Origin of the sequence: Rhodococcus opacus (genome assembly GCF_012396235.1) — a bacterium.
GTDB lineage: Bacteria > Actinomycetota > Actinomycetes > Mycobacteriales > Mycobacteriaceae > Rhodococcus_F > Rhodococcus_F opacus.
The window spans coordinates 1-14,354 of record NZ_JAAXPA010000059.1 but is presented as its reverse complement, the minus strand read 5'-3'; the positions used below and the strand labels follow the sequence as shown (position 1 = coordinate 14,354).

Sequence of the window (14,354 nt, the reverse complement as noted above, 5' to 3'; positions counted from 1 at the left end):
CGTCGAGCAGAAGAACTGGGCCGTAGTACGCACCATCGTCGGCTATCTCCGCTATGACACCTCTGCAGAGTTGTTGCTGCTCAATCAGATCTGGGTTCTGCAGTCGCAGCTAACGAACTACTTCTACCCACAGCAGAAATTGGTGTCGAAGAACGTGACGGCGCGAAGGTGGCCAAGAAGTACGACATCGCCACCACTCCGCATCGGCGTACAGACCAGCACGAGGCCGTCACCGGAGAGGACAAGGCCATCCTCGCCGACACGTACTCCACCATCAACCCCGCCGCCGTCCAGCGTCAGATCCAGGCATTGACCACCGAGCTCATCGCCCTCGCCACCGTCAAGAACACACCCACGAGGAGAGCCCTCTCACGCGGGCACTTCTCGATGAGTCAACGAATCAGACTTCGCGGGCATCTTGACATGAGGCAACAGGCAGGTGAGCCCCGCGCGGCGTGTGTTTTCCCAGTTCCGGGCTATTCCTCCGAACGTCGCATGGCACGAGCGAGAGAGTCGAGCTTGCGCAGGGCGGACTCGAGCGCTGCGGACTCCTCATCGGTGAGGCACACACGGAATGCCTCATCGCGCTTTCATGCTCTGCTGGGGCGCGGTCACCATCGCGACGATGTTCATCTGGGACGAAACATCGCTCTACGTCATGCGTTTCCTGCTCGGCGTCACCGAGGCCGGCTTCTTCCCCGGTGCCCTGTTCTACCTAGCTCAGTGGTTCCCCTCGGCGCGACGAACCAGGATGACGGCTACCTTCTTCATCGGTGTGCCCATCTCCGGGATCATCGGGTCCGCGGTATCGGGTTGGATCATGAGCAGCTTCGCCGGGGTCGGGGGTCTGGCCGATTGGCAGTGGTTGTTCTGATCGAGGGAATTCCGCCGATCCTGCTCGCCGGCGCCGTGTGATTCTGCCTGGTCGACCGACCTGCAGACGCCAAGTGGCTCACCGACGAGGAAAAGGCAACGGTGGAAGCCGATCTCGCGGACGACTAGGCTCGCAAGGTAGGTGAGGGAGAAAGCTCCCAGGGCCACACTCGAGATGACGCTGGAATGTGCGGGTCAGATGGGAGCGACCCCGATTCGATGCTCACCCTTTACCGCACCGCACCGCACCGCACTCCGACTCCGCCGCACACTGCCCGCCCTGCGTGGCGACGCCTTGCGTGGCAGCCATCACCCACCGATGCCCTCGCCTTCGACGGCGGGCAGTCGTTTCGGTGTGTCGTGAACCTGTCCCGACAACCGATCGCGATCGCCCCGGACGCAACGGTCCTGCTCGCCTCCACCGATCTGACCGATACCCGCTCCCTGCCACCGGACACCACCCTCTGGCTGCGCACCAACAAATAAGACCGTCACGCGACCTCTCCGTCGAAGAACTTGGCGGACACAGACAACCCAGCACCGGACCAACGCGGAACCGCAGTGAACCCTCACCCTCGGCAACACCCATCCCCCCGACCGGCCCCATCACTGCGTGGCAGCGCCTTTCAATCTTCTGGCATACGCAGCACCTGCAGTGCGGCGAGTCTCGCGTCGATGGGGTCGGACTTGCCACGGCGCCGTGTCTGACGACGGGACACTCGACCTCGACGATGGTCCGTCCGGCACCGGTCAACGCGCGAGCCAGGCCGATTCCGTAGCGGCGGGTGCCTTCGAGTCCTACCACGACGCGGGGCCGGGGGCGTGCTCGGCGATCCACGCGAGGGCATCGGAGAAGCCGGATGCGTTGTTGGGGATGGTCAAAGTCGCGATCGTCGCGCCGTTCGGTGCAAGAGCCAAGGCGGCACCGGCCCGAGTGGAACCACCCAGCGGCTTATCTGTGACGGGTCACGTGCCCCGGTACCCGCTTCCGTGGCGTAGTCGTCGACCACCTCATCGAGAACCCAAGCCGAGTGAGCGCCGCTGCCCGGACCCGGACCCGCGCCACCGGGACGATCGGGCCACGGTTGTCCTTCGATGCGGCGGGCATGGGCATGATTGTGGCATTCCACCCCCGGTGGTGTCGCCCGCAGAGACCCCGCCGGATGGTGTGTGGAGGGAGTTCGATTGGAGAACCCGCGGATACGAAACAGAAACCACGGACGCGCGAGGACGGGTCCACGACAGCGAACTGATCGTGCTGTACCGCTTCGATGAGACGACCGTCAGCGACTCCCATCCGCTGATCCGCCGCTGCGGTTGAAGTGACAGATCTGCACCTGGATACTCATGACGCTCTCAGCGCTCGTCGAAATTGTCCAGCACGGTCAGTGCGGCCCACAATCCATCCGCCGCCAACGAGATGGCCTGCAACGCACCGGATGAGGGTTGATGCCGTTGGACTGTCTCCCTGAAGGACTCGAGGCGCGAGCGGGCATCAGGCAGAGCGGTATGCACGACGTGAAGATAGGGCTCTCGATGGTGGGCAGGGTCCCAGGTGAGTTTGTCGAATGCGGCGGAAAACGCTTCGATCAGTCCCGCTGCTTCGCACCGAAGCTGATCGGGATCTTCCAACCGATCGTCCGAGGCGGTGAGTGCCTCGACTGCGATCTCCAGCACTGACACCTGCAGCAATGTGTCGTCGAGAATCGTAGCTATCGGCTGGTACACCCGAGATCCGCCGACTCTGGCCCAACCGACGCTGCGCATGTTGCCTCGCAAGCTTTCCCGACCCTCGCTCAGCGCAGCGCCGGCGCCGGTCGACTTGTGCAGATCCCACACCCGTTGTCGCCCTCGATCACTATCGTGGCGCCCGGACCGTAGTCCGTGGGCAAGATCGGCGAGCAGGGCGGAGAGTTCCTCGGCACGTTGCAGAATCAGATCACGCGCCGTGGAGAGCCTGTCGGGAGGCAGGACGAGAGCGTTGACCGCCACACCGACCAGCACACCCACTGTGACATCGAGGACACGATGAAACACCAGAGCGGGATTTGTTGCCGTGCCGTACAGCAACACCAGCAGCGCGGTGATCGCCACCCACATTCCGTCCGGTGCCAACCACCGGCTGCGGCCGAGGATCGTACCGACTGCGACCGCACCTGCGATGGCGGCGAGTTCGGGCAAGGTTCGTGCCGCCAGCGCGGCCACAAGCACACCGAGCACTACGACCGTGACCTGACGTGCGGCAGCGGTGACCGAGCTGCGGACCGTGGTGCCGATGATGAACAGGGCGGCGTAGGGGGCGAGGAAAGCCTCGGGACTCTGCAGCACTCGATCGGCCACCCACCACGCGATAAGCACTGCCACAGTGCACTTGACGGCCGACACCAAGCCCGGCTGCTGGAGGACGCAGCGCAACCACCTACCGCAGCCGCCCGCACTTGGTCGCTTTGTCTGAATATCGGTCTGCGGAAGAAACCATCTCATGTCGAACACTCAGCAGGTCCAGAAGTCATCGGCTCGGTGTCACTCATTTCGGTTCGGTCCTGCGCGGCAGACGTGCCACTCGTGATTACGGGCGGCCTGGCAGACTCGTTTGGCGTGCGTTTCGTGCCGCGCCCGGTCCCGGCCACGCGCCCTCTCCGGGGAGAGGAACGACGACTCGACCTCCCGGCAGGACCCCACGATGCGCCACATCTCCGCGATGAGGGTCGGTGGGTCTGGTCCGCGGCGAGTCCTTGCGCCGGAGACTGGACACAATGCTCGGCGCACAACACAACCAACATAAAATCCCAATCGGTCTACTCTTGCTTGGTCAGGTGCCCAGCCAGAGCCGTCGACGGGCGACGAGCGATGTCCGATCGACCAGATCCGGCCGCAGGGGTGCCGGCGCAGCGATCTCGAGGTATGCGACCAGCTTCCGGAGAAACGCCACATTGTCCATCCCGAAATCGGCCGTGATAACCCCGGCAGAGACACTGCTATGGCGCACCACCGCAATCCGAAGGCCACCATCCGCCTCAGCGCTGTCAACTCCGTCGCTTCCGCTGCCATCGCCGCCCTGGTGGTCCCGCGCACCGGTTGCCACACAACGGGTCCGGACCCTTGGGCTGACGTAAAGTCGGTTGCCCGCTGCCGGCGGTACCGCCGGCGACAGTCACCGGGCCGATGACCATCCGGCGGCAGACACAGTGCATCGACACGGCGCTGTCATCGGGCAACGCTCTGCCCTCCGGGACAACCGGGACCCACGGCGTGGACTCCGCGAGAGCAGTTCGCTGGCCCGAGCGGTCGAGGATCGTGAAGGTCGGATCCTCGCTGCCGGCGGAGGTCTGGGGTGAGCGGGCGGCGTGGACTGCGTTGGCGACGGTGCCGAAGCAGGGCACCGCTGCACCGATGCCGATCCGGTCCAGAATCGAGCGCACATCGGCGGATGCGGCAACGGTCAGGCGGCACCGCTGCGCCGACAGATCGGTGACGGTGTGGTGCAATGCGGCGAACCCGGGGCACCCGAGAAAAGGAACATGTAGCAGGTCGACGACAACATTGTGACCGGTCAGCACCGATTCGCCGAGCGACCGGGCCGCCGGGGGGCTCGTCGATCTCGATCCGGAACTCGGTGGCCCCGGCGGCGGTGGTGTTCCATCGGCAGGTGTCCGCTAACCAGGCCTGCACCTGTTCCGGAAAGTCGACAACGGCAAGGAAATAGGTCATGAGGTTCCTCCGGGGTGGGACCGGCCCGAAAGACCCCAAAAAGAAAAAGGCCGAGAATCGTAGCCGGTGACGGACACTGTCTGCCGGGCTGTGAACTCAACCTCTGCTCCACGGTAACGCGCATCTCCCAGGAAGCAAACCCACCGCCACGCCCACCGTCGGCTTCACGGGATGATCCCACCCCCTCGAAGCCGCACACGCTAACCCCGCCAGAAGAGCCGATCGGGTCACCGAGAGTCTCGGCTGAACCCGGGGCGCAACACCCCCTTCGGTAGGCAACTCGCGTGGGGCGCACCGTCTGCGTGAGGAACCAGGTGAGAGCCCTCACTCCAGCCCAAATCTGCTCCAGGAGAAGGTCTCGCCTGGCACCGGAGGGTGTATTTGTTTCCCGGCCGGCTCCCGCGCGTCACCGGACGCTTCCCTCCCCGCCGAAGACCAGCGATTCCGGTGCCCGGGATCTCAGCCTCCGGCAAGAGGTTCGAGACCGTCGCGCCCACACCTCCCCACTATTAAAGAAACTTGACCATGCACAGCATCAACTCGGAAAGGGACCGTGTGCGTGGTGGCGGCGCTCAACAATCTCGTGGTGCGAAGCGACGATCTTCGTTCGGAACCGCGTTGGCCGCAGTTCGCGGCGGCCGCAGTCGATGTGGGGATTCTCAGTTCGATGTCCTTTCAGCTGTATACCGCCGACGGAAAGATGGTGCACTCAACCTATCTGCTTTCTCTGCGAACGCGTTCGGCTCCGAAGAGGAGGCCGCGGGCGAAGTTCTCGCCACCCACGCCGCGTGAGTGCGATCGCTCAGCAGGTGATCGACCGACGATAAGAATCGGTCACGCTCCCGAGAGGGCCAGGTTCGACCGCGCGACATACCGGTCGGCGAGGAACGTGCCGCCGATCCATCAAGGGTCAGTACACCTAGAGCCCACGGTTTACACCGTCGATACTGTCGAGGCCGGATCGAAGCACCCGGCCTCGATCCGGGCACCGCGTGGCCCCAATTTGACGAGGCCGGACGGCACCGACGCGGCCGCGAGCTTGGCTCGATAAACCCACCGCGGCCGAGGGACGCCCCTCCCCTCGCCGAAGCATGACCCCCATTTCGAAACGGCCGTCCCGCCACCCCGCCGACGACCCCTCCTCGTTGGTAACCACCGAGTAGCGGGGGTGCGACTAAGAGGAGGAGAACGAAACACCACCATCAGTTCTGGCACTCGGAGCGACCGAGTGCTAAATTGCTTTCGCACAGTGATGGAGGCTTCGCCGAGGTGGCGGACCACTTAACTGATCATGGGAGGTGTGTTGCTGTGCTGCGTTTCGATCCCTTCACCGACATCGACTCGATGACCCAGTCGTTGCTGGGCGCTCATACCGGATCGTCGCGTCGTCCGCGGTTCATGCCGATGGATCTGTACAAAGTCGACGACCACTACGTCCTGCACGCCGATCTGCCCGGTATGGACCCCGGCTCGATCGACATCGATGTCGATGCCGGGGTATTGACCCTGACCGCCCATCGAAGCCAGCCAGACGATGGTGTGCAGTGGTTGACATCGGAGCGATTCAGCGGCCGCTACCGGCGCCAGGTGTCGCTCGGAGAGAACATCGACGTCGACCGTATTTCGGCCAGTTACGACAACGGTGTTCTCAGCGTGATTCTGCCGGTCACCGAACGAGCGAAGCCGCGGCGCATCGAGATCACCCGCGGCGGCTCACCCGTTGCGTGCGGTGACCGCACCCCCATCGAAGCCTGACCCGCGCACCACGCACGCCGGTTCGGTTCAGCGGTGCACCGCCACCGCTGGACCGGACCTGGTGCAGGACAACATATCCGATCCCCACTGCATACACTCTGAGGACCTGAAAGATGACGGCCACCACGACCGGGTTCCGACACGATCCCCACAAATCCGTGCCACGCTCATCCTGGCCCAGGCCGCCCCGTCTTCTCGGTGAATACTGCACCGACCTCTCGTTCATGCTGGGCTCGCTGTCGATCGTGATGTTCTGGATGTTCAGGTTCGGCATCCTGCTCGGTGCCGGCGCCATCGCGGCCGGAATCGCCGCCTACCGGCACCCCGCCGTCGAAGGGAACGAGCCCAAGGGACTGGAAGCCCTCCTCGGCATCCTCACCGGGGCTTTCGGAATCGCCGCCGGCCTCGTCTTCCTCGCCGCGGCTCTTCCCAACCTCTGACCTGTACATGCCCGCCCCGGAGGTCGACACCCAGTGAGGCCCTGCGCTCCTGGTCGGTGGGTAAGAGTAAGCACGCGCGGTGTGTTGACCGGATTGGTAGCACCCCTCGGTGGCTGTCGCGGCTTTGAGGGGGTACCTCGAGTCCAGTCCGTGAACGCGCTGGCCCGAATTCCTTTCTGCACGTCGCGCCGAGCCGAGACTCCGCGAGTCGTCGTCGACACAAGCTCGTGGAGTCCCAGTCCGCACCCCCGCGCTCGCTCATCGTCGGGTGTGGTTCTCCCGAATTGGCACTCGCGTGTGGGGCGATTGCGATCTGGGATTACGCCCACTCCTCGTCGAGTATTTCGGTACCCAGGTCGTCGTGTCCGGAAGCGACGACGACCAGGCTCCCCGGTTCAGCCCGTAGCCGGCGGCGCCGCCGAGAATTACCGGCGCCGGTTCATCTGTCGAAGGCGAGCGGTGCACCGCTCGCGGGAATTACAGGTCCGGAAGAGTCGGCAACAAGTTCTACTCGAAGCACGAGATGGAGGTCAGATGATCAATGTGATGTTGTTGGTGATTGTGCTCGCGGCGGCAAGGGCGAGTGTCTGTGGACCTCACCGCATCGGCCGGGGTGCGGTGCGCGGCGTATGAGTAGGTGTGACGAGCGTGCGGAGCGGATCTCTGTGGCTGCGCGCGATCGGCAACTCACCATTGCCACAGCGGAATCCTTGACTGGCGGGAGAATTTCCGCCGTTCTCGGTGCCGCGCCGTCGTCGTCAGAGTGGTATCGAGGCAGCATCGTGGCCTATGCCAGCTCGGTGAAACATGGATTGCTGCAGGTTCCCGACGGCCCGGTAGTCAGCGAACCCAGTGCCCGCGCGATGGTGACATCAGTAGCCGAGTTGCTCGGCGCGGATCTCGCGGTGGCGGTCACCGGTGCCGGCGGGCCCCAATCTCAGGACGGACAACCACCGGGGACAGTGTGGTTCGGGGTCTTCGCCGACGGTTCCGCTCGCACCGAGCTGCGGCACTTCGATGGAGATCCCGGCGACGTGGTGGAGGCGACTACCGCCCATGCCCTGTTCCTGCTCGAGGACGCACTGCGCTGATAGATGCGGGCGCCCATGTGGTTTCGGTCCGGATGCCCTCTGCGTAAGACCGGATCCAGCTCCGCCGAGGCGCGGGCCTGGGATGCCGCATCGAGGCACCCGACATCCTTGCACCTGGCGAATCTGCATTCAGAATAAGTGAATTCGTCGCCGTGGACCCCGGCCGGAGCGTTCGACTTGGTTGGGACGGAAGATCCTTACCCCCGTCCGACGCGCGACCACCAATGCGCGGCACCAGCCCACCTGCATCGCAATCAGCGCGGAGGAGTGCGGCGAGCGGATCGATGTCCTACCGATGTCGGCTTTCAGCAATCCGCGCCTGCGCAAGCGCGGTCATCACCCGCTCGGTCATCTCCGGCCATGGAGGACGCCGCAAAACCGCGATCGTACCGATTACGGCCGCCGCGAAACCCGTGCAGACCCCGATCAACGCGTGCCAGCTCGCATCGACGGCAGGCGTCCAGGTAACACCCTCCGCACCGACTGTGTAGATGCCAACCGGGCGCTCAGCCCGATGACCCCAGCCTGTCCGCGACACAGTAATGATCACCATGCCGTTACTCGCCTCGTACGGCTCGCCGAAGATCAGCAATCGGACCCTCCTCGTCGGGGACCGTCAGTCTACTGCGCGAACCACGGCGATTCCCCCGATCCGTGATTCCCGCCGCCGACCGTGACGGCGTACTCGCACGGGCATTCGCCGCGTTTTAGAACCAGTCGTTCATCAAAACCAATCGTCAACCACCAGCGCCGACCAGAACCATCGAGGGCACGAGATGTGGAGTCGCCCAATGGCCCTGACCCCTCAGTGGATCATTCCTCCTCGCGGACCAGCGCCTTCCGGGCGCGCGGACGGTACCATCGACACCGCCGCGGTAGCCACCACCGCGGCCTTCGCCGACGGCGCCCTGCTCAGCCAAACCGTGATCGTCCCGACCTGGCTGCCATGGAACCAGCGGAATTCCTGCACCACTTCGCGGTCTACGGCCCCGTCACCGGAGCGGCGGTGTTCCCCTTCGACCGCGCCTCGACAGTGATGGTCGCCATCACCACTTACTCCGCCGTCGAGAGTCATCGACCCGGGCGCCGCGCCTGGACTCTGGCGACCGTAGGCATGGTCGGGACCCTGTGGGTCCTCCCGATCTACTTCGTGGACGCGAACCTCGCCATGTTCGACCCTGCTTTCCCACCCGAGGCGGTGCACACAACCCTGACCGACTGGTATCGCTGGAATTGGGTACGCGCGGGTCTGGGCCCAGCCTCGGCCGCCTCAGCATGCATCGCGCTCATCGTCGGCCGCGGCGAGAGCAGCTCCGTACCCGAGACCATCACGCCGAAGTGAGGCGAAAGGACTGGGCTTCCCGGGCAGCATCGAATACCTGTCCGGTGACGAAGCACGTCAACGTGGTACTGCCGTCGGCCCGGGGTGCAGGTCGCCGCCCACACCTCGATCGACCGACACGTCAACCGGTAATCCCTGCTCCAAGGTCTGCTCGAGAAGGTCACCGACATGGGCGTCACCGTCCTCCAGCACACTGCCGTGGAGACCGTCACTCCCGCAGGCGCGAAGTGGTCGATACAAACGCCGGACCACTCCTTGGACAACGACCACGCGGTCATCGCGCTCGGTGCCGCGACAAACGCGCTTCTCACTCCCCTGGGCATCCAGTTGCCGATCATCGGAGCACTGAGCCCGTACCAGTTTGCGACCGGCCACGCCCGACAGCCTGCCGTCCATCGGCCCGGTTCCCGGTCACCGCGGCCTCTACATTGCCGCCGGTTACTGCATGTTGGGTGTCACCTCACCCTGAAGCCTGCCACAGCTGAGGGGATCGCCGAAATGGTCACCAGCATCCGGGAATCGATGCTTCCTTTCCAGTGGGCAGGACGCATCTGATGACAGAATCAGGTGCACCACGGTTCGTTGCGGACCCTGATCCCGCCCGGGGACGCACGGACGACCGTAGGGATCGCGAGGGAGGACATATTCGAATGCGACGCGTCGTGCGGGCCTTCTGGGGACCGCGGCGGGAGCCGGTCGAAACGCTGGCAGGACAGTGGCGGCAGACGTTGGAGCACGTCACGGAACTGCTGCCGGCGGCTGCGCCACCGGCGCGAGGCGAGTGGCGGCAGGTTCACGCGTCGGGCCCGGACACCGCCTGTGCGCCGGACGAGTTGACAGCGGTACTCCTGGACGCTCAGGGCGCGGAAGCGTGGTCGGACCTGACGGGGACCGGATTGCGACTGATGCACGCGGGTGCGGACGGGTGGGCAGTGGAACTGTCCGGCGTGGCGGGTGGTGCCCCGCAGTTTCTCCTGCAATCACTGGTGATGACGGTCGATGCGCCCGACGGTGCCGTCGTCCCCGAATCCGAACTGCTCGCAACGCTTGCGTCGGTGTGGGAACCGGATTTCGGTGACGTGAGCGACGACGACATTCTCGATGCCCTCGAAGACGACGCCGGCTTCACCGTCGGCGATCCGGTCGTCGGCCGGTTCGGCTATCTGTCCGCGGCCCGCGCAGTCCTGGTGCCCGACGGCCCGGAGGCGGTCCGTCAGGACACGCTGAGCAGCGGCCGGCTTCTGCACATTGCAGCACCGGGCGACGTCGACACGGTTGTTCGCGTATACGGCCGGCTACGGGACGCCGGCGCGCTCGATCCCCTGCGACGTCCGCTCGATCGGCCGACACTGTGAGGTGCTGCGTCGCGAGCGCTGTGCACAACGCGCCCGGACACCGCAACTGCCAGTCCCCGCACCCGGTACGGACGAGACCCCAAAAAATTCTTCGGCGGCGTGTCGAGAAATCCTGACTGGCTCCGTTTCCACAATGAACGCGACCACAATGGGCCGCACCATCACCGAGGAGAACCACAATGGCCAAGTATCTTCTGCTCAAGCACTACCGCGGCGCCCCTGCTGCGGTCAAGGACGTGCCGATGGACCAGTGGACGCCGGAAGAGATCTCGGCCCACGTCCAGTACATGCAAGACTTCGCAGACCGACTCGAAGGCACCGGCGAGTTCGTCGACGGTCAAGCGCTCGCCCCCGACGGGGGGTTCGTCCGCTACGACGGCGAGGGTCGCCCACCGGTCACCGACGGCCCCTTTGCCGAGACCAAGGACCTCATCGCCGGCTGGATGATGATCGACGTCGACAGCTACGACCGCGCCATCGAGCTGGCAGGTGAGCTCTCTGCCGCACCGGGGGCGGGAGGGAAACCGATCCATGAGTGGCTCGGAGTGCGCCCGTTCCTCACTGCGCCGCCCACCCTCACTGACTGACCTCGAGATCCTCCTCCGGCCCGTACCCCGAAGGTGCTCGCGGATCCTCGGCCGCCGCGGACTCCACCTCGTGGCGGCCGAGACGGAACCGCACCCCCACAGTTCTCATAATCGTCGAGCCTCGTGGAGGCAGAAAGGTATGGCTCGCTACGCGAGTCCAGGTGCCCGATGACGGACAAGACCGACTTCAAGAAAACCCTCGCCGCCTACCAGGCCCCACGAGGCGAGTTCAGGATCGTCGATGTGCCCGACATGCAGTACCTCATGATCGACGGTCACGGCGACCCCAACACCTCACCGGCATTCAGCGACGCCGTCGAAGCGCTCTACCCCCTCGCGTACAAATTGAAGTTCGCCAGCAAGCGTGACCTCGGCCGCGACTATGTCGTTCCTCCGCTGGAGGGCTTGTGGTGGGCAGACGACATGGACTCCTTCACAACGGTGTGGGACAAGTCGCGATGGGACTGGACGATGATGATCATGACCCCGAACTGGGTCGAACACGCCATGTTCACCACCGCAGTCGAACAGGCCGGTGCCAAGAACCGCCCGATACGTCTGGACGACGTCCGACTCGAGGCGCTGAGCGAAGGGCGGTGCGTGCAGACACTGCACGCCGGCTCTTTCGACGACGAAGCAGGCGTGCTCGCACAACTGCACGACGAGTTCATCCCCGGCAACAGACTGTGTGTGTCCGGCAAGCACCACGAGATCTACCTCAACGACTTCCGCAGGATCACGCCCGAGAAGCAACGCACGATCCTCAGGCAACCAATCACCACCGGTGCCGCCTCCGGCACCTGACAACCATGGCGACCCGTGCGCTGGGGCCAGGTAGCAGCATGTGTGGCGGGAACGTCGGCGTCGACAGCTTTGAGCTGCATGCTCAGCTCGGTCAGTGCAGCAACCCCGAAGCGAGCAGCCCCGTCCGCAACGCCTCGTACTCGCCGTCGTCGAGGGCAAGTAGCGGGGACCGCACAGTTCTGTTCTGCAGCACTCCGAGCAACTGCAGTGCTCCCTTGACCGTCGTCGCGCCGTAATTGGGGACACCCATGACCGCATGCAACGCCGGCTGCAGGCGGGCATTGATCTCCCGTGCGGTTTCCACATCCCCCGACAAGAAGGCGTCAATCATCGTGCGGATCTCGTCGCCTGCCACGTGACCGAGAACAGAGACAACCCCGCACGCCCCATACGCCAGGAAACCCAGAGTGAGGCTGTCGTCTCCCGAGTAGACCGCATAGCCCAATTCGCGCAACATGATCGCCTGAGTGGGATCTCCGGCGGCATCCTTCACCGCCACCACGGACGGCCACTCCGCCATCGTCTCGAACGTCGACGGCGCCAGCTTGGTACCGGCCCGGCCGGGAATGTCGTAGACCATGACTGGAGCATCGACTGCCTCCACGACGTACCGAAAGTGCTGCAGTACACCCCCCTGGCTCGGTTTGTTGTAATACGGCGTCACGAGCAGCAACCCGTCAGCTCCGAGCATGACAGCCTGCCTCGCCAATTCGAGTGTGTGCCGCGTGTCATTCGTTCCCACCCCGGCAACGATCTTCGCGCGGTCGCCCACCGCATCCTTGACCACTCGCAAGATCCGACCGTCCTCGGCGGTGGTAGTCGTGGCCGCCTCACCGGTCGTCCCCGAGACGACAAGCCCGTCGTGCCCATGATCGACCAGATGTACGGCGATCCGAGCAGTCGCCTCCTCATCGATCTCGCCATCCACGGTGAACGCCGTAGCCATCGCTGTGAGAACGCGCCCGAACGGAGCCACCGGCGCTGACGAATCGGTCATCGCCCTAGTGTATGCGCGACGAACCGGCGACAACCCTGACCAGACATCCCCCGGTCACTCGCCGGGAGAGGTTCGGCTTTCGAGCAGCTCAGCAAGCTCGGCGATGGTGATCTCGACGGTACCGAACAGGGGATCACCATCCATGGCGGCACGGGCGACTGCCCGGCCGAGACGTTCTGTGAGGTCGGCATGCAGCTGATCGGTCATAACACATCAGTCTCCAGGAAAACCCGCGCTGTGTGACCCCATTCCTGCCTCCCGCGGGCCGTCCCGATTCCAGCACCATCGGGTATCTCCGAATTGTACAGAGCCAATGAGACATTGACGCCGCCAGCACGTCTATCGCGGCTGCGCAGACCGACGGCGGTCAGTCGACTACACCGGAGTCCACCATTTCGATGAGACCGCCAAAACAATGCCCATCGGTCGGTTTCTGCTGCAAGAGTCGCCACGGGCGAAGACACGCTGGCAGACCCGTACTCGGCGCCCCTGACGAAGGTCCCTCGATCAACCGCCTGTGGCCGCACTCCGTGAAGCGAGATCGCCCATCGCACGGTTGAGGTCCGCACACGCCGGGTACCCACCGGTCATGACCACCGAGCACCTGCCGCGCCATTGCTCTCCGCGGACGGAGGATTACCCCACCGTTCGAATAGTCGCGGCCCGCGAAGCCCAGCTGATGCGGACGCTGGGTCGGGCAGTGACCATCCTCTCGGCCGCTGGCGTGCCGTTCGCGGTCGGCGGGGACTGCGCCGTCTACGCCCGCGGCGGACCGCCAGCCGAGCACCAGGTGACCATCATCGCCTCGGACGAACACCTGACCGAGGCACGGACCGCGTTGGCTGCGGGTGGGATGCGGTCCATCGCTTCCTCCCGCCTCGGGTCACGGCAGGTCGTCGGCGGTGATCTCCGGGTCACCCTGCTGTATCCGGCCGGTACCACCGGGACCGGGGAGGGACTCCTCGCACGGGCCGAGACGATGCGGATCGGGCAGATCTGGGCGCCTGTCCTCAGCGGAACCGATCTGATGATCGACAAACTCCGTCGTCTCGGTTCGCATCGGTGTGATTTCGTGCCGATGCTGCCGGTCGCCCGCGCTTTGCGCGAGCAGGTCGACTGGCCCACCGTGGCGGGGGCCACTGCCGACCTCCCCTGTGCCCGAGCATTTTTGGGGCTGCTCGACGACCTGGCGGTCACAGGGTCGCTGGAGGGGCGGCCCTGACCCACAAAGGCCAGGACCCTGCCCCGCACCAGTGTTCGACCCGTGCACAGGGCGGATTCAATCGGTCGTCGCAACACCTGGCTGTTGCAGTGAGCGTAGCTGGTCGGCGAAGACCTCGGCGGGGGTTCGCCAGTCGTGGATCTTGCGGGGCCGGTTATTGATCGCCAGGACGACGGC

16 protein-coding genes and 1 pseudogene are annotated in these 14,354 nt (G+C 64.9%); 12 read left to right on the top strand and 5 right to left on the bottom strand.

All coding sequences use genetic code 11. The features are described 5' to 3' along the window. Nucleotides 1-574 precede the first annotated feature (574 nt). Together HGB39_RS37240 and HGB39_RS40455 are read left to right on the top strand one after the other, a co-directional pair. Nucleotides 575-874 (top strand): MFS transporter, encoded by a 300-nt coding sequence (locus HGB39_RS37240; protein ID WP_210753229.1) that lies wholly within the window; start codon nucleotides 575-577, stop codon nucleotides 872-874. 185 nt (nucleotides 875-1,059) lie between these two features. Further along, entirely contained in the window at nucleotides 1,060-1,359 is a 300-nt protein-coding gene (locus tag HGB39_RS40455) for a DUF3459 domain-containing protein (RefSeq protein WP_005568133.1), read from the top strand. Nucleotides 1,360-2,229: 870 nt separating this feature from the next. Here the strand turns inward: HGB39_RS40455 and HGB39_RS37230 are convergent. Next, nucleotides 2,230-3,237: an FUSC family protein gene (locus tag HGB39_RS37230; protein WP_052023997.1), complete on the bottom strand. Its 1,008-nt coding sequence runs from the start codon at nucleotides 3,235-3,237 to the stop codon at nucleotides 2,230-2,232. A 662-nt stretch (nucleotides 3,238-3,899) separates the two neighbouring features. Then, nucleotides 3,900-4,433, bottom strand: coding sequence for an STAS domain-containing protein (locus HGB39_RS37225; protein WP_005568128.1), 534 nt, complete (start codon nucleotides 4,431-4,433; stop codon nucleotides 3,900-3,902). A 613-nt stretch (nucleotides 4,434-5,046) separates the two neighbouring features. Between HGB39_RS37225 and HGB39_RS40075 the strand changes: the two are divergent. From HGB39_RS40075 to HGB39_RS37205, 4 genes and pseudogenes are all read left to right on the top strand, one after another. Beyond that, nucleotides 5,047-5,373 (top strand): annotated as a pseudogene (locus HGB39_RS40075) (GAF domain-containing protein); the annotation flags it as partial. Nucleotides 5,374-5,892: 519 nt separating this feature from the next. Continuing rightward, complete coding sequence (locus HGB39_RS37215; RefSeq protein WP_005568125.1) at nucleotides 5,893-6,339, top strand: Hsp20/alpha crystallin family protein; 447 nt, start codon at nucleotides 5,893-5,895, stop codon at nucleotides 6,337-6,339. A gap of 113 nt (nucleotides 6,340-6,452) precedes the next feature. Further along, entirely contained in the window at nucleotides 6,453-6,779 is a 327-nt protein-coding gene (locus tag HGB39_RS37210; protein ID WP_005568123.1) for a hypothetical protein, read from the top strand. 629 nt (nucleotides 6,780-7,408) lie between these two features. Continuing rightward, nucleotides 7,409-7,870 carry a CinA family protein gene (locus HGB39_RS37205; protein WP_037206929.1) on the top strand — a complete coding sequence of 154 codons (462 nt, stop codon included), beginning with the start codon at nucleotides 7,409-7,411 and terminating at the stop codon, nucleotides 7,868-7,870. Nucleotides 7,871-8,159: 289 nt separating this feature from the next. Here HGB39_RS37205 and HGB39_RS37200 read toward each other — a convergent pair whose 3' ends face one another. Continuing rightward, nucleotides 8,160-8,462: a hypothetical protein gene (locus HGB39_RS37200; protein ID WP_005263763.1), complete on the bottom strand. Its 303-nt coding sequence runs from the start codon at nucleotides 8,460-8,462 to the stop codon at nucleotides 8,160-8,162. A 354-nt stretch (nucleotides 8,463-8,816) separates the two neighbouring features. Between HGB39_RS37200 and HGB39_RS37195 the strand changes: the two genes are divergently transcribed. The 5 genes from HGB39_RS37195 (at nucleotide 8,817) to HGB39_RS37170 (ending at nucleotide 11,958) form a co-directional block, all read left to right on the top strand. Continuing rightward, complete coding sequence (locus tag HGB39_RS37195) at nucleotides 8,817-9,212, top strand: hypothetical protein (RefSeq protein WP_005568120.1); 396 nt, start codon at nucleotides 8,817-8,819, stop codon at nucleotides 9,210-9,212. A 168-nt stretch (nucleotides 9,213-9,380) separates the two neighbouring features. After that, a complete protein-coding gene (locus HGB39_RS40450; protein ID WP_005568118.1) occupies nucleotides 9,381-9,767 on the top strand; it encodes a hypothetical protein in 387 nt (128 codons plus the stop codon). Between the two features lie 95 nt (nucleotides 9,768-9,862). Further along, nucleotides 9,863-10,567 (top strand): hypothetical protein, encoded by a 705-nt coding sequence (locus HGB39_RS37185; RefSeq protein WP_043790449.1) that lies wholly within the window; start codon nucleotides 9,863-9,865, stop codon nucleotides 10,565-10,567. Nucleotides 10,568-10,746: 179 nt separating this feature from the next. Beyond that, a complete protein-coding gene (locus HGB39_RS37180) occupies nucleotides 10,747-11,154 on the top strand; it encodes a YciI family protein (RefSeq protein ID WP_005568114.1) in 408 nt (135 codons plus the stop codon). Between the two features lie 168 nt (nucleotides 11,155-11,322). After that, a complete protein-coding gene (locus tag HGB39_RS37170) occupies nucleotides 11,323-11,958 on the top strand; it encodes a GyrI-like domain-containing protein (RefSeq protein WP_005568113.1) in 636 nt (211 codons plus the stop codon). Between the two features lie 91 nt (nucleotides 11,959-12,049). On the opposite strand, the gene dapA is transcribed toward HGB39_RS37170, so the two are convergent. Together dapA and HGB39_RS37160 are read right to left on the bottom strand one after the other, a co-directional pair. Then, nucleotides 12,050-12,955 (bottom strand): 4-hydroxy-tetrahydrodipicolinate synthase, encoded by a 906-nt coding sequence (gene dapA / locus HGB39_RS37165; RefSeq protein ID WP_043790446.1) that lies wholly within the window; start codon nucleotides 12,953-12,955, stop codon nucleotides 12,050-12,052. A gap of 54 nt (nucleotides 12,956-13,009) precedes the next feature. After that, nucleotides 13,010-13,162 (bottom strand): hypothetical protein, encoded by a 153-nt coding sequence (locus tag HGB39_RS37160; RefSeq protein WP_005568109.1) that lies wholly within the window; start codon nucleotides 13,160-13,162, stop codon nucleotides 13,010-13,012. Between the two features lie 382 nt (nucleotides 13,163-13,544). On the opposite strand from HGB39_RS37160, the gene HGB39_RS37155 reads away from it, so the two are divergent. Then, nucleotides 13,545-14,177: a hypothetical protein gene (locus HGB39_RS37155; RefSeq protein ID WP_043790456.1), complete on the top strand. Its 633-nt coding sequence runs from the start codon at nucleotides 13,545-13,547 to the stop codon at nucleotides 14,175-14,177. Nucleotides 14,178-14,354: the final 177 nt, after the last annotated feature.

Coding starts and splice junctions, on each gene's coding strand:
- HGB39_RS37240 (WP_210753229.1), top strand. CDS start 575: ATGCCTCATCGCGCTTTCATGCTCTGCTGGGGCGCGGTCACCATCGCG.
- HGB39_RS40455 (WP_005568133.1), top strand. CDS start 1,060: ATGTGCGGGTCAGATGGGAGCGACCCCGATTCGATGCTCACCCTTTAC.
- HGB39_RS37210 (WP_005568123.1), top strand. CDS start 6,453: ATGACGGCCACCACGACCGGGTTCCGACACGATCCCCACAAATCCGTG.
- HGB39_RS37205 (WP_037206929.1), top strand. CDS start 7,409: ATGAGTAGGTGTGACGAGCGTGCGGAGCGGATCTCTGTGGCTGCGCGC.
- HGB39_RS37195 (WP_005568120.1), top strand. CDS start 8,817: ATGGAACCAGCGGAATTCCTGCACCACTTCGCGGTCTACGGCCCCGTC.
- HGB39_RS40450 (WP_005568118.1), top strand. CDS start 9,381: ATGGGCGTCACCGTCCTCCAGCACACTGCCGTGGAGACCGTCACTCCC.
- HGB39_RS37185 (WP_043790449.1), top strand. CDS start 9,863: ATGCGACGCGTCGTGCGGGCCTTCTGGGGACCGCGGCGGGAGCCGGTC.
- HGB39_RS37180 (WP_005568114.1), top strand. CDS start 10,747: ATGGCCAAGTATCTTCTGCTCAAGCACTACCGCGGCGCCCCTGCTGCG.
- HGB39_RS37170 (WP_005568113.1), top strand. CDS start 11,323: ATGACGGACAAGACCGACTTCAAGAAAACCCTCGCCGCCTACCAGGCC.
- dapA (WP_043790446.1), bottom strand. CDS start 12,955: ATGACCGATTCGTCAGCGCCGGTGGCTCCGTTCGGGCGCGTTCTCACA.
- HGB39_RS37160 (WP_005568109.1), bottom strand. CDS start 13,162: ATGACCGATCAGCTGCATGCCGACCTCACAGAACGTCTCGGCCGGGCA.
- HGB39_RS37155 (WP_043790456.1), top strand. CDS start 13,545: ATGACCACCGAGCACCTGCCGCGCCATTGCTCTCCGCGGACGGAGGAT.